The 14,476-nt window shown below is 78.5% G+C and carries 3 protein-coding genes; all 3 read right to left on the bottom strand.

What is annotated here, in order from left to right:
- Positions 1 to 17 precede the first annotated feature (17 nt).
- The 3 genes from gltJ to ACOQFB_RS03885 all read right to left on the bottom strand — a co-directional run bounded on the left by gltJ (position 18) and on the right by ACOQFB_RS03885 (position 14,210).
- Positions 18 to 1,802 (bottom strand): adventurous gliding motility protein GltJ, encoded by a 1,785-nt coding sequence (gltJ, locus tag ACOQFB_RS03895; RefSeq protein WP_494492458.1) that lies wholly within the window; start codon positions 1,800 to 1,802, stop codon positions 18 to 20.
- 94 nt (positions 1,803 to 1,896) lie between these two features.
- Positions 1,897 to 3,129 carry a hypothetical protein gene (locus ACOQFB_RS03890; protein WP_494492457.1) on the bottom strand — a complete coding sequence of 411 codons (1,233 nt, stop codon included), beginning with the start codon at positions 3,127 to 3,129 and terminating at the stop codon, positions 1,897 to 1,899.
- Positions 3,126 to 14,210 (bottom strand): tetratricopeptide repeat protein, encoded by an 11,085-nt coding sequence (locus tag ACOQFB_RS03885; RefSeq protein ID WP_494492456.1) that lies wholly within the window; start codon positions 14,208 to 14,210, stop codon positions 3,126 to 3,128. The genes ACOQFB_RS03890 and ACOQFB_RS03885 overlap by 4 nt, the downstream gene beginning before the upstream one ends.
- Positions 14,211 to 14,476 lie beyond the last annotated feature (266 nt).

The raw sequence follows: 14,476 nt of genomic DNA, 5'->3' as shown, positions 1-14,476 counted from the left end.
GAACCCGGATCGCGCGGCTAGAACTTGATCGGGAAGGTCACGTCGGAGCGACCGCTCTTCGACCTCGGGAACTTCGTGCCCCGGAGCACGCCCGAGAGGCACTGGGCGAGCGGGCCGGAGGCGTACTCCGGCGTGGCGCACTTCGCGTTCTGCACCGACCCGTCGGGGGTGATGCTCCAGCGCATCTTCAGCACGCCGGACGCGGCCGGATCCCGCGCCTTCTGCTCCTGCACGCACTGCTGCAGCGAGGAGACGCGTCCGAGGATGGTCTCGTTGACCTGCGAGTCGGAGACGCGGTCCGGCAGCGCGCCCCCGCCGGGCGCGGGCGGCACGTACACCGAGCGTGCGCCGGGCTTCGTCCCGCCGAGCGCGGCGTCGAGCGCGGCGTCGTTGCTCTCGAAGTCGAGGACGGAGTCGCGCTTCCGCGTCGCGGGCGCCGGCGCGGGCTCGGCCTTGGCGACGCGGGTGGGCTCGCGCACCGTCCGCTCCGGCGCCTCGCGCCGGACCGGGCGGGCCGCCGCGGGCTCGCGGCGCGCGGGCGCCTCCGCGACCTTGCGCGCCGGCTCGGGGGCCGGCGCCGCCTTGGCGGCAGCGCGCGCGGGTGCGGGTGCAGGTGCCTCGGGCGCGGGCTCGACGGCGGCCGGGGCCGGCTCCGCCTTCGCGACCACCGGCTCCGCGGCCGGCGTAGGCGCCGGCGCGGGCGCCTGGGCCGTGGCCGCCGCGGGCTGCGCGGCCGCCGGGGCCGGCTCGGGCCGGGCCGGCGCGGTCGCGACCGGGGCCGGGGCGGCCGGGTTCGCCGGCGCGCGGCCGAGCAGCCAGTAGCCGGCGCCCGCCGCCGCGAGCACCGCCACCGTCGCCACGGCGCCGAACACCGCCGCGCGCGAGGCGGAGCGGCGGTTCCGCAGCTCCTCCGCGCCGCGCGCCACCGACGAGCGCCGCTCGATCTTCTTCTCGCCGGTGGTCTCGAGCGCCTTGATGGGCAGCGGCACCGCGCCGGTGGGATCCACCCCGCCGCCGTCCGGCAGGTCCATCGAGTCCATCAGCGACTTCACGCCGCCGTTGGCCGGCCGGGCCGCGGCGGGCTCCGGCGCGCGGGCGGCCAGCTCGTCGCTGGCGAGCGCGGCGAGCGCCGACGCCCCCACCGGCTTCCAGTCCACGTCCGCGCCGGGCGCCGGGGCCGGCGTCGGCTCCGGCGCGGCCCGCGCCGTGGAGGCGGACGCGGCGAACGGCGCCGGCGTGCGCGACGGGCGCGCGCCCCGCGGGATCGGCGAGAGGTACGCGGCCAGCTCCGGCACCGCGGACACCGCCGCCCAGTCGCCCATGCCCGGGCGCCAGACCAGCGAGTCGGGGCCGACGTCGCCGCCCTCCCACTTCTTCTTCACCTCGAGGAGCGGCAGCGGCCCGACCTGCGCCTGGCCGATGGCCACGTACCACTCGGTGGCGGGCAGCTCGGCCGCCGGCGCCGCGGACGCGGCGGCGATGCGCGCCTGCTCCTCCGGCGTGGTCTCCTGGGTGGCGTCGGGATCCGGCCCGGGCGCCGCCACGCCGGCCGGCGGCGTGTCGCCGAAGGCGTGGTCGAACGCCTGGCCCAGCTCGGCGTCGAGCCCGCCCTCCGGGGCGGCGCCGCCGCCGGGCGCCGGGGCCCCCGCGGCGCCGTCGCCGGGCACCGCCGCCGTCGTGGACGCGGGCGTCTCCGGCGCCACGGCGCCGTTCTCCGCGGCCCGACGGACCCGGATGACGTTCCCGCACTTCTTGCAGCGCACCTTGACGCCGTTCGGACCGACCTTGTCGTCCGAGATCATGTACTGAGCGTCACACCGATCGCAGCCGAATTTCATGTGCCAACCCGCCCAGATCCTAGGTTTGCCTGCTCCGCACCGTCAAGGACGCCCCCGCTCACGCCGGCACGACGCAGGAGAGGCCGAGCTTCTCCCGGAGCGTCGCATACTCCTCCGAGACGCAGAACGTCGCCAGGTCGCGCAGGCGGGTCTCCTCCCGCAGCTTCGAGACCTGCGGCTTCTCGGCCGCCGCCGCCCGCCGCACCACCTCGAGATCGCCGGCCAGCAGCGCGCCGGCGCGGTTCGAGGTCAGCTCCGCGCCGTCCAGGTACGACCGCACGTCGCCCGGGTGCTGCACCTCGCAGTAGCTCCGGGCCAGCAGCTTGAGCGTGTTCTTGCGCACGCCCTCGGGCAGCGTGCGCTCCAGCTCCCGCTTCAGCTTCTCCACCAGGTGCGGATCGGCGGTCACCACGAAGCGCGAGGTGCCCACCGAGCACGCCGCCTGGAACACCAGGTCGAGCTGGTCGTGCGGCATGAGCCGCGCGAGGTACAGCTCGGGGCGCGCGAACGCCATCGCCTTGCCGATCGCGAACCACAGCTCCTTCTTCGGCGCCTCCTCGAACAGCTCGTCGGAGGCGACGAGGCCCGCCGGGTCGGTGGGCACGATCGCGAGCTTGGCGGCGGCGCCGGACTTGCGGAACAGCCGCAGGCCCTTGAAGCCGAGCGTGCGCTCCACGTACTTGAACATGTTCGCGAAGAAGAGCATCGAGCCCTGCACGTCCAGCTCGTCCTTCTTCGGGTTCAGCCCGAGGTCCTTGTCGCGCTGCAGGAACAGCGGGCGCGCGTGCACCGCGAGCAGCGTCATCATGTCGGCCAGCGGGCCCTTCACGCGCTCGTGGAGCAGCAGCGCCCAGAGCGCGTCGTCGAGCGGGCGGCTCGCCTGCTCGCGCGCGAACTTGCGCAGCCGCGCCACCACCTGCACCTCCTCGCCGTCGGTGGCGCCGAGCAGGTGCACGAGCACCTGCGCCGCGGAGTAGGCCTGGTCGTACTCGCGCCGCGACGCGTGCAGCTTGACCAGCGCCGCGGCCGGCTTCTGCGTGCGGCTCCCGCCGCGCAGCAGCTGCCGGTACGCCGCCACCGCCTCGGCCTCCTCGCCCGGCTTCCGCGCCGCCAGGTCGGCGTACAGCTCCAGCGACACCGCGTCGTCCGGATCGGCCTTCGCCACCACCTGGTAGGCGAGGCGCGCGCCGTCGTCGTTGCGGAGCACGCTGCGGTACAGCTCGCCGACGGTCTTCCACAGCGCCAGGCGGGCCTGGGCCACGTCCGGCGTCTTGGGCAGCCGCTGGATCATCCGGAGGTAGGCCTGCTCCAGCTCCTGCCAGCGCTTGCCGCGGGTGAGGGTGTCCTCGAGGCCGCGAACGCCTGGACCAGCCGCGGGTTGCGGTCGAGCGCGCGCTCCAGCTCGGCCAGCGCGGCGTTCTCGTCCTTGACCTCGTCGCGCAGCACCTCCGCGCGCGCCAGGTGGAGCCGGGCCGCGCGGAGCGGATCGGCCTGCACCTCGGGCCGCGCCACCATCTGGCCGAGCACGTCGGCCGCCTTCTGGCCCTGGCGCGTCTCGCGGTACAGGCCGAGCAGCGCCTCGGTGACCGGCAGGCTGGTGGGGTCGATGCGCGCCGCGCCCAGGAACGCGTCGATGGCCTGGTACGGGTCCTGGAGCTTGTCGCGGCAGGCCTCGCCGATGGCGACGAAGTCGTCGAACCGGGCCTTGCCCTCGAGCAGCGCCAGCAGCCGCTGCCGCTGGTCCACCGCGCCCTCCCAGTCGCCCACCGCCTCGAGCACGCGCACCAGGCTGCGGCGCGATGGCTCGTGGTTCGCGTCGATCTCGAGCGCCTTGCGGAACGCGTTGGCGGCGCGGTCGAGCTGCCCCAGCTTCGCGGCGATCTCGCCGATCTGCCAGTGCGTCTCCACCACCTCGAGGTCGGTGAGGCCGTCGCGGTGGTGGATGATCACCGCGGTGAAGATGCGCAGCGCCTCGTCCCACTCCTCCCGCCGGACGAGCAGGTTGCCCAGGCCCTCCAGCGCGGGCAGGTAGGTCGCGTCGAGCTCGTAGGCCCGGCGGTAGGACGCGAGCGCCTTGTCCAGCCGCCCGAGCTTCTCCGCCACGTAGCCCTGGCGGTAGCACTGGCGGCACAGCTCGCGCGCGTCGCCGGCCGAGTCGAGCACGCCCACGATGACGTCGAGCACGCGCTCGGCGTCGGCCCAGCGCGCCTGGGCCACGTAGATGTCCGAGAGCGGGCGCGCCGCGTCCAGGTGGCCGGGGGTCCGCTTCAGCGCCTCCTCGTAGTAGCGGACCGCGCTCTCGCGGTCGTCGCGCTCCTCCTGGTAGACGCGCGCCGCCTCGGTGTAGCGCTCGGTCTTCTCCTGGACGTCGGTGGCGTAGCGGGCCTCGTCCACCAGCAGCTCGAGGTAGCGGTCGCGGTCGCGCTCGCGCTCGGCGATCCCCTTCAGCGCGCGCAGCGCCGGGAGGTTGCCCGGGTCGAGCTGCAGGGCGCGGCCGTAGGCCTCCTTGGCCCCGGCCACGTCCATGAGCATGTCCTCGAAGATCGCGCCCATGCGGACCTGGAGGTCCACCGCGTCCCGGGACCCGCCCGCCACCCGCGCCTCGCGCCGCAGCATGTCGAGCGCCAGGTTCCAGTTGCCGCTGTTCTCGTAGAGGCGCCCGAGCGCGCTGACCGCCTGGCGCGAGTCGGGGTCGAGCTGGAGCGCGTGGCTCAGCATCGCCTCGGCGCGGTCCACTCGCTGCAGCTCCTTCCACCAGATCTCGCCGATGGCCACCTCGAGCGCGACCTGCTCGCGCCGGTCCTGCACCAGCGAGACGTGGTGCTGCATGACGCTGATGAGCCGGTCCCAGAGCGCCTCGTCGCGGTAGAGCCGCTCGAGGTTCTTGATGGCCACGGCGTTCGCGCCGTCGATGCGCAGCACCGCCTCGTTCTTCTCGATGGCGGAGCGCGGGTCGCGCAGCTTCTCGTCGTGGATCGCGGCGCTGCGCGACAGCACGCGCACCTGCTCGCGCGGGTCCTGGGTGAGCGCGATGAGCCGCTCGTAGACGCGGTTCAGCTCGGCGAAGCGGTCGAGCTTGGTGTACAGGCGCTCCAGCCCGGCCAGCGCCTCGGCGTTCCGGTCGTCCAGGCCGAGCACGGTCCGGTAGCCCTCCACCGCGGCCTCGTCGTCGCCGATCTCGTTCTCGTGCAGCGACGCGATCTGGAGCTGGTAGGCGATGCGCGCCTGGTCCGAGGCGGACAGGTCGCGCGCCCGGGCCAGCACGCCGGCCAGGTCGGCCCACCGCTGCTCCCGCCGCAGCAGCTCGGAGAGCGCCTCCAGCGCCGCGGGGTCCGCGCCGTCCAGCTCCAGCACCCGCCGCAGCGCGCTCACCGCCTCCTCGACGTCGTGCAGCTCGCCGTCGTAGATGCGCGCCATCTCCAGCAGCGTGGCCTTCTTCTCCTCCAGGCCCGCGGCCGCCTCGAGCTTCTGCTCCAGCGTGATGACGAGGTCGCGCACCCGCCCGCGCCGCTTGAAGAGCTGGGTCAGCGCGTCGAGCGCCTCCGGGCTGGCCGGGTCGGCCTCCAGCGCCCTGCGGTAGGCGGCCTCCGCCTCGTCGGGCGCGTCGAGCCGCTCGTCCCGCACCTTGCCCAGGCGCAGCAGCAGCCGCGCCCGGACCATGCCCTTCGCGTCCTCCGCCACCTGCTCCAGCACCGCCGCGAGCTCGTCGAAGGCCTCGGTCTCGCCGGCCAGCCGCTCGGCCTCGGCGAGCGCCTCGGCGTCGCCCGGCCCCTCGGCCAGCGCGCGGCACCAGCCGAGGAAGCTCATCTCCTTCTGGCCGAGCCGCTTCTCGTGGACGCCGGCCACCTCCTTCAGCAGCGCCAGCTTCTCCGCCGGGTCGGGCAGGTGCGGCGCGAACAGGTCGCAGACCCGCGCCAGCGCGCGCCAGTTGCCGGCCGCCTCGTGCAGCGCCCGGAGCTGGTCGTAGGCGGTGCGGTTGGCCGGGTCGAGCTCCAGCACCTTGTCGAGCGCCGCCGCGGCGGCGTCGCCCCGCTTCTGCGCCCGCCACAGCTCGGCCACCGCCAGCCACGCCGGCACCGCCTCGGCGGGGCCGCCCTCGGCGGCGAGCAGCGCGGCGCGCGCCTCGGCGGCGCGGACGCCGTCCTGGGCGGCGCCGCCCTGCCGGAAGATCTCCTCGATGCGGACGAGGTCGTCCGCGGTGTGCGGCTCGATGTCGAACGCGAGCTTGGCCTGCTCCACCGCCTCGCGCTTCTGGCCGGCGCGCAGCAGCACGTCCGCGAGCTCGAGCCGGACGCGCTTCACCCCGGCCGCGTCCTCCTGCAGCGGCACCAGGCGCCGGTACACCGAGACCAGCGCGTCCTGGTCGCCCTGGGCGGCGTGGATGTCGCGCAGCGCCTCGAGCGCGCGCCGGTTGCGCGGATCCGACTCCAGCACCGCCTTGTACGACTGCACCGCCTGCGCGGCGTCGCCGAGCCGCGTGCCCAGCACGTGGCCGAGCTTGTCGTTCAGGCGCGCGATCTCGCGCCGGTCCACCGTGGCGGACACGCGGACCCGGAGGTGCTGCGCCAGGTCCTGCCAGCGCTCCAGCCGCTCGTACAGGTCCTCCAGCGCGGCCAGCGCGGCCTCGTGGCGCGGGCGGATCCCGAGCAGCTCCTTCCACAGGGCCACCGCCTCGTCGAGGCGGCCCAGCTCGGCGGCCAGCGCGGCCATGCGGGCCAGCACGCGCTCGCGGGCGGCCGGCTCCTGCGCGGCGGCGCGCTGCGCCGCCAGGTTCTGGAACAGGTCCTCGCGCCGGCCCGCGCCCTCGTACAGCGCCTCGAGGGCCCGGAGCGACGGCACGTGGCGCGGGTCCGCCGCCACCGCCGCCTCGTAGGCCTCGGCGGCGCGGTCCGGCGCGGCGAGCCGCTCCTCGCAGAGCTGGCCCAGCCGGAACAGGAGCTGGACGCGCTCGGCGCCCTGGGCGGAGGAGGCGAGCGACGACAGCGCGTCGGCCAGGTCCGGCCAGCTCTCCAGCTTCCGGTAGATGCGCTCCAGCGCGGGCAGCGCCGCCGGCGCGGCGGCCGGGTCGAGCGCCGCGGCGCGCCGCAGGAACTGGGCGGCGCGGGCCGGCTCGGCCAGGTGCTCCTCGTAGAGCGCGCCGAGGCGCAGGGCCACCTGCGCGGTGTCGGCCGGCGCCAGCCGGTCCAGCTCGTCCTCGTAGATGGCGGCCAGCTCCTCCTCGTGGCCGCTCCGCCCCGCGAGCGCCTCCATGCGCGCGCGCAGCGCCGCGTCGGCGGGGTCCTCGCGGAACGCCTTGCACAGCGCCAGGAACGCGAGCGAGGGATCGCCGAGCCCCTTCTCGCGCAGCTCGGCCAGGGCCAGGTAGAGCGCCTTGCGCTCCTGCGGGTCGGGGCGCTCGCCGGCGCGCTGCTCCAGCACCGCCGCCTGGCGCAGCGGGTCGCCGGCCGCGGCGTACGCCCGCTCCAGCGCCACCGCGGCGCGCGCGTTGCCCGGGTCCTTCTGGAGCATGGCCTCGAGGCGCGCCAGCGCCTCGGGGTGGTCCGGCCGGGCGCGCAGCACCTCCTCGTACAGCTCCAGCGCGCCCTCGCGGTCGAGCAGCCGGTGCTCCTTCAGCTCCGCCAGGCGCTGCCGCAGGGACCCGAGCACGTTCGCGTCGCCGGCCTCGGCCGCGGCCGCGATCTCGCGCGCGAGCACGTCGCCCAGGTCCACCCAGCGCTCCGCCTTCACGCACAGGCGATCCAGCCGGGCGAGCGCCTCGCGGTCGTCCGGCGACAGCTCCAGCAGCCGCTTCAGGCTCTGGATGGCGCCGGCCGCGTCGCCGAGCCGCTCGTCCTGCACCGCCGCCAGCCGCCGCAGCAGGTGGGCGCGGCCCTCGGGCAGCTCCTCCACCGCCAGGCCCCGCCGCAGCGCCTGCGCCAGCGCCTCGGGATCCGCGCCGGCCTCCAGCGCGTCGATGAGGCCGACCAGCGCCTCGCGGTCGTCCGGGGCGAGGTCGAGCACCTTCTGCCAGGCCGCGGCCGCGCGGGCCGGCTCGCCCTGCGCGAGCCGCGCGATCCGCCGCTGGTACTCGGCGCGCGCGACCGGCTCGCGGGCCCGGTCGGCGTGCTCCTCCAGCAGCGCGGCCAGCTCGTCGCCCAGGCCCGCCGCCTGCGCGTGCCGGACCGCCAGCTCGAGCGACTCGGGCGCGTCCGGGTCCGCCGCGAGCGCGCGCGACGCGGCCAGGAACGCCATCTCGGCGTTGCGCAGGGGGCCGCCGTACGCCTCGGCCACGCGCCGCAGCAGCGCCGCGCGCCGGGAGGGCTCGGTCTCGTTCGCCGCCCGCGCCTCCAGCGTCTCCACCACCTTGCCGTGCTCGCCCTCGGCCGCGTACACCGGCTCGAGCAGCAGCGCCGCCTCGAGCGCGGCCGGCCCGGTGCCGCGCGCCAGCTCCTCCAGCGCGGACAGCGCGGCCGGGTGGCGGGGCACGCGGTGCAGCACCTCGCGGTAGGCGACCAGCGCGCCCTCCGCGTCCGCCAGCCGCTGGTGGCGGATGCGTCCGAGCCGGAAGCGCAGCTCGGCGGCCTCGGCGACGAAGTTGGGCTGCCGGTCGGCCAGCGCCACCTCGCGATCGAGCACCTGGACCAGCTCCTCCCAGCGCTCGGCCGCGCCGAGGAGCCGCCCGAGCAGCCGGAGCGCCTGCGGATCCTCCGGGTCCACCGACAGGATCTTCCGGTACGCGTCCACCGCGCCTTCGCGATCCGAGAGCTGCTCAGCCATGATCTTCGCCACCTCGAGCAGGAGTTCCTTGCGCGCCGCCGCCGCGGGGGCGACCTCGGCGAGCCGCGAGAGCGTGACGGCCAGCTCGCGGTGCGCGCCCATGCGGCGGTAGACGCGCGCCAGCGCGCCGAGCGTCTCGGGAGACGGCGCCGCCGCGGCCACCTCCTCGTACTGCCGGGCCGCCTCGGCGAGGTCGCCGAGCCGGTCGGCGCACACGGCCGCCAGCCGCCGCCGCGCCTCCAGCGCCGCGCGCGCCGGCAGCCCGGCGGCGAGCGCCACCCGCAGCGCCTCCGCCAGCTCGGCCCACGCGCCCGTCGCCGCGGCCAGCCGCTCCAGGTCCGCCCGCGCGGCCGGCGCGTCGCGCCCCGCCCGCGCCGCGTCGGCCAGCTCGCGCACCCGCGCCTCGAACGCGCGGCGCCGGTCGCCCAGCCGCTCGTGCAGCGCGGCGATCTCGGCCAGCAGCGGCGCGCGCTCGGCCTCGTCGGCGCCCTCCAGCCGGACCTCGAGCAGCGCCACCAGCCGGCCCGCGTCGCCCGCGGTGCGCAGCACGTCCTCCAGCAGCCGCGCCGCGCCCTCGCGCGCGTCCGGGCGCCTCAGCAGGCGCTCCAGGCCGGCCACCGCCTCCGGCTCGCGCGGGCGCTCGGCGAGCACCTCCGCGTAGCCCTCCACCGGCCGGCGCGGGTCCGGGTCCGCCTCCAGGCAGGCCGCGCGCCGGAGCAGCGCCGCCACGCGGCGGTCCGGGTCGGCGCCGCTGGCGCGGGCGAGCGCCTCCAGCACCTGGAGCAGCTCCGCGGTCGCCGCCGCGGGCTCCGCGCCCGGCGCCCGCTCCAGCACGCGCGCCAGGCCCTCCAGCGCCTCCACGCGGTCCGGGGCCTCGTCGAGCACGGCGCGGTACGCCTCGGCGGCGACCGACGCGTCGCCCAGCTCGTCCGCCACCACCGCCGCGTGCAGCAGGTGGCCGACCCGCTCCTCGCCCTCCGCCAGCGCGGCGCGGCGGCGCGCGACCTCGAGGATCTCCCGCGCCGAGCGCGCGGCCTCGTGCAGCGCCGCGAGCGCCTCCAGCGCCTCGGCGTCGTCCGGCGCGAGCGCCAGCACCGCGTTCCACGCGTCCACCGCCGCCTGGCCGCCGGCGCGCGCCTCGCGCAGCCGCGCCGCCTGGCGGAGCAGCCCGAGCCGCTCCCCCGGGCCGGCCCCGGCCGCCGCCTGCTCGTAGACGTCGGGCAGCTCGTCCTCCGAGCCGGTCTCGCGCGCCAGCCGCGCCAGGTCCTCCTCGGCGCCGGCGCGGGACGGCCCGCCCTCGGCGAACGCGCGGCAGGCCGCCACCCAGGCCAGGCCCGGCTCGCCCAGGTCGCGCTCCAGGATCGCGCGCAGCTCCGCGTGCAGCCGGGCGCGCTCGCCCAGGTCCTCCACCGCCGCGAGCCGCGCCTCGCGCGCCGCCACCCGCCGGGCGTGCTCGCCGCCCTCGCGCAGCGCCGCGTCGGCGGCGTCGAGCGCCTCGCGCCCCACCGCGCCCGGGACCGCGGCCAGCTCGGCGAGCGCGTCGCGCACGTCCGCGCGCGACGGATCCCGGCGCAGCAGCTCGGCGTGCAGCGCCAGCGCGCCGGCCGGATCCCCCAGCCGGAAGCGCCGCAGCTCGGCCAGCCGGGCGGCCGCGTCCGCGTCGAAGGCGCGGGCCAGCCGGCGCTCCAGCAGGGCCGCGAGGGCCTCGGGCCGGTCGAGGCGCTGGTAGAGCCGCTCCAGCGCCGCCGTCGCCTCGGCGTCGTCGGGCGCGAGCGCCGCCACCTCGGCCCACGCCGCGGCCGCGCGCCCCGGGTCGCCGAGGCGCGACTCCGCGACGGCGGCCTCCTCGCGCAGCGCGTCCTCGCGCGCGGCCGGCGCGGCGGCGGGCATGGCGGCCAGCGCGGCGCAGACGTCGGCCAGCTCGCCCCAGCGCTCGCGGGCGCGGTGCAGGCGGCGCAGCGCGGCCAGCGCGTCGCGATCGCCCGGCGCCGCCCCGGCCACCTCGGCCCAGGCCGCCGCGGCGCGGTCCCGGTCCAGCCGGCGCTCGGCCAGCTCGGCGCGCTCGCGCAGGACGGCGAGCCGCCCGGACGCCGGCACGGCGTCCACCAGCGCGTCGTGCACGCGCGCGCAGGCGTCCCACTCCTGGGCCTCGCCCGCCACGCGCCGCAGCTCGGCCCGCAGCTCCGCGTCCTCCGGCAGCTCGCGCGCGGCCGCGGCGAGCGCCGCGAACGCGAGGGACGCCTGCCCCAGCTCCTGCTCGGCGACGCGCGCGGCGGCGCGGTGCGCGGCGGCGCGCCCGGCCGGCTCCGGGTGCGCCCGGGCCTCGGCCTCCAGCGCCCGCAGCCGGCGGCGCGGATCCGCCTGCCCGGCCAGCGCGCGCGCGGCCATCACCACCGCGGCCGGATCCTCCGCCGCGAGCTGCTCCTCCAGCGCCGCGAGCGCGGCCGCGTCGTCCGGCGAGGCCCGCAGCGCGGCGGTCAGCCGCTCGACCGCGGCGCGCGCGTCGCCCATCCCGGCGCGGATGCGCGCGCTCTCCAGCGCGGCCCGGGACGCCTCGGCCGGCTCCTGCGAGGCCGCCGACAGCTCGCCGAGCGCGTCGGCCCGCCCGGCCTCGTCCCCCGCGGCGCCGAGCGCGCCGGCGAGCCGCGCCAGCAGGCGCGCCCGCTGCTCCGGGGCGCAGCGCTCCAGCGCCGCGCGGCAGACCTCGGCCGCGGCGGCCGGGTCGCCGAGCCGCTCCTCCAGCACCTCGGCGCGCTGCGCGAGCAGCGCCACCTGCTCCGCGCCGGTCGCCGCCGCCGCGCGCTGCGCCAGCAGGCGATCGGCGTCGGCCCACCGCTCGGACGCGAGCGCGGCGCGGGTGAGCCCGGCCAGCACCGCCGGGTCGCCGGGCCGCAGCTCCAGCGCGCGCCGGAGCTGCGCGGCCGCGTCGTCGAACGCGCCCAGGTCCTCCTCGGCGGTGGCGGCGGCGCGGATCCGGAGCGCCGCCTCCTCCTCGGGGCGCCCGGCCAGCCGGCCCGCCACCTCGACCAGCAGCGCGAACAGCTCGCGGTGGGCGCCGACCTCGCGGGCCAGCGCCTCGCAGCGGGCGCGGGCCTCGGCGTGATCGGGGCAGGCCCGCAGCGCCGCGGCCGCGGCGGAGAGGGCGCCGCGGCGGTCGCCCAGGCGCTCGGCCCGGGCGGCGGACGCGTCGAGCAGGTGGCGGGCGCGCTCGCGCGGGTCGGCGGAGGCGGGCAGCTCCTTCGCCACCCGCTCCAGCATCGCCGCCTGCCGCGCCGCGTCCCCCGCGGCGGCGTGCGCGCGCGCCAGGGCCTGCGCGACGCGCAGCGGCTCCGCGCCGCGCGCCAGCAGCCGCTCCAGGAGCGCCACCGCCTCGGCGCGCTGCGTGGCGGAGAGCCCGCCGGCCTCGACGACCGCCAGGGCCACCCCGGCGGCGTCGGCGTGGCGCCCGAGCGGCTCGGCCAGCGCCTCGGCGCGGGCCAGCTCGATCGCGGCGCGCTCGGCGGGGCCGCGCGCGCGGGCGGCGAGCCGCGCCAGGATCGCGATCCGCTCCTCGGCCGCGGCCGCACCGCCCTGCGCCTCGAGCGCGGCGTGCAGGCCCCACAGCGCCTCCTCGTCGTCGGGGCCCTCGGCGAGCACCGCGCGCCACGCGGCCCCGGCGCGATCCGGCTCGCCGGCCTCGGCCCACAGCCGCGCCAGCTTCGCCCCGAGCGCCCGCCGCTCGTCGCCGGTCGCGTGCTCACGCCGCGCCTCGAGCTCGCGGGCCAGCTCCTGCTGCTGGCCCGCCCGCGCCAGGCACGACTCCAGCGCCGCGCGGGCGCCGCGATCCTCGGGGTCCACCTCGACCAGCGCGCGCCAGGCCCGGACGGCCTCCTCCGGCTGCCCGAGGTCGCGGTCCAGGATCTCGGCCACGCGCCGCAGCAGCGTCTTGCGGGCCTTGAGGTCGCCGTTCGTGGTGGCGGCCGCGGCGCGGTAGGCGCGCGCCAGCTCGGCGAACGCGTCGGCGCGGGCGGCGGCGCCCTCCATCGCCTTGCGGGTGGCGGCCCGGGCCGGGTCGAGCGCGAGCGCGCCCGCCAGCGTGCGCAGCGCGTCGCGGGGGCGCCCGAGGCGCTCCTGCTGGATCTCGGCGAGCCGCTCGAGCAGCCGGACCCGCTCCCCGGGCGAGCGCTCGCGGCGCGCGGACAGCTCCAGCACGCGCGCGAGCGGCTGCCACTCGCCGGCCTCGGCGAGCAGCGGCGCCAGCGCGGCGGCGGCGGGGGCGTGACCCGGGTCGGCGCGCAGCGCCGCCTCGAGGTGGCGCCGGGCGCGGGCGGGGTCGCCCAGCTTCTCGCGCGCCAGGGCGGCGGCGCGCACGCGCAGCGGCGCGTGGGCGGGCTTCGCCGGGGCGGCGGCGAGGTGGCGCTCCAGCACCTCCAGCGCCTCCCCGACGCGGCCCGCGTCGGCCTCGTGCTCGAACGCCTGCAGCGCGGCGGTCTCGCAGGCCGGGTCGAGCTCCAGCGCGCGGCGCAGCGCCGCCAGCGCGGACTCGGCGTCCCCGAAGCGCACCAGGTCCACCCGCGCCATCTCGAGGTGGAGCGCCACCTGCGCGGCGCGGTCCCGCGTCTGGGCCGCGAGGCGCGCCAGCGCGTCGGCGTGGCCGCGGTGGTCGCCGCGCTCGGCCAGCACGCGCTCCAGCAGCTCCAGCGCGGCCGGCGCGCCGGGCGCGAGCGCCCAGGCCCGCTCGATGCGCTCCACCGCGCGGCCCGCGCCCTCCGGATCGTAGGCGGCGTGGATCTGCGCGAGCCGGAGCTGGAGCGCCGCGGCCGTGCGCCGGTCCGACGCGCGCGTCGCCTCGGCCTCCACCCGCCCGGCCTCCTCGCGCCAGGCGCGCGGGAAGCCGCGCAGCCGCTCGCGCGCGGCGGCCGCGCCCGGCGCCGAGCGATCGAGCGCGAGCGCGTCGATGAGCGCGTCGGTCGCGAGCGCGTGGTCGAGCGGCTCGTCCACCAGCGCGGTGCCCAGCCGCGCGTACGCGGCGGCGAGTGCGCGCGGCTCGGCGCCGGCGTCGCGCGCGGCGTCGAGCAGCCGCTTCGCCTGCGCGAAGCGGCGGAGCGCGGCGAAGCACTCCAGGGCGCGGGCGCGCGCCTCCTCCAGCGCGGGGTCGAGCCGGTGCGCGCGCGCGTAGAGCAGCGCGGCGCGGTCCCGCCGTCCGAGGCGCTCCTCCTGGACCTTGGCGAGCCGGAGCGTCACCGCCGCGGCGGCGACCGGATCGGAGGTGCCGGTGGCCTCGCGCTCCAGCGCGGCCGCGACGCCCGCCCAGTCGCCGCGCTCCTCGAGGAGCTCCACCAGCGCGCGAAGCGCGACGGGGTGCGCGGGCTCGAGCTGCAGGAGCTGGCGGTAGAGGTCCTCCGCGCGGGCCACGTTGCGCAGCTTCCGGTGCGCGAGCGTCGCGGCCTCGGCAAGGAGCGGCCCCGGTCCGGGCGCGTGGCGCGCGCGCCCCTCGTAAAGCGCGATCAGCTCCTCCCAGCGCGCGTCGCGCTCGTAAAGTCCCACGAGCGCGTGAAACGCCTCGTCATCGCCGGGGGCCGCCTCGAGCGACTCGACGTGGGATCGGATCTGCTCGTCCAGGGAGGGTGCGCTCAAGGTGGCTTCGCGGGGGAGTGAGGAACCGGAAAAAAGCGCCTGACGACGCGGAAGTATAGGGCGCTGTTCGCAGGAGGGTCAACGTTGTCCCGGCCGGATTCCCTTGCCCTTACGGGCATTTGACTACATTGCCCCCGGTCGCGGGCGGGGTGGCAGGAACCCGGCCGACCCAGGGCCCGGGGCCACGGTGACCGTCCCTCGGCGGGACGGGTTTGGGGGCGCCGGGGCGCGTTTCGCGGCCGAATCGCGCGCTCCGCGGCGGCCGG

Origin of the sequence: Anaeromyxobacter sp. Red801 (assembly GCF_049201065.2) — a bacterium.
Classification (GTDB): Bacteria; Myxococcota; Myxococcia; order Myxococcales; family Anaeromyxobacteraceae; genus Anaeromyxobacter.
Note: the sequence above shows the minus strand (reverse complement) of the source record. Positions and strands in the feature narration are given on the sequence as shown.